Source organism: Nocardia heshunensis (assembly GCF_054782115.1).
Map to the genome: position 1 here is coordinate 1 of NZ_BAAGTC010000053.1, position 739 is coordinate 739.

The 739-nt window shown below is 49.9% G+C and carries 1 protein-coding gene; it reads left to right on the top strand.

The window, feature by feature from the left end; genetic code table 11:
- On the top strand, window positions 1-739 hold a 739-nt coding region (locus ACYVN4_RS45115; protein ID WP_460730480.1), incomplete at both ends, for a phage tail sheath subtilisin-like domain-containing protein.

Here is a 739-nt window from a genome sequence, read left to right on the forward strand (position 1 = left end):
ATGCCGGTACCAAGGGGAACGACTTAACTGTATCAGTTGAGAAAGACCCTAACGATGAAACACTGGTCAACGTCAACACATTGTTTGGCACAGAACTGGTCGCGCAGCAGCAAGTGCGGACGACTACCGCTAGTGGGTTAGAATCCAATCCCTATGTGGACGTAGAATTTACCGGTGACATGACTACACCAACTGGTGATGCCTCTGCTACCACTGGCGGAGCTGAATTCTCTGCCACAGCTGGTAAGGCTAAGCTGGAAGCTTTGGCTGCTAGCACAACTTACAAGCTGACGGGTGGGACTACTGAGGACGCTGAAGATGAGCTTGATTTGATTGACAACGCTTTGAGTACTGAAAACTACAATGTGGTCACAACTGCGGGAATTGCAGCGGAGAACGTACTTCATGGACTTGTAGCGACCACAACGAAGCGGCTTCGAGAAAAAGAAGGTTACAAGATTCGTGCAGTAGTTCCAGCTCTAGAAGGTGGCACTAAGTACGACTATGAAGGTGTGTCAGTAGTCAACAATGGTGTCACGTTAGCTGATGGGACTGAACTGACTGCTACACAGGCAGCTGGTTGGGTTGCTGGGGATTCTTCGGCTGCTAACGAGACAACTTCACTCACTTACGTTGCCTATCCTGATGCTGTGGCAGCTAATCCCAAGCGGAGCAACGAACAAACGATTGATGCGCTCAATGCCGGTCAGATTGTATTTACTACGCGCCGTGACGGTAC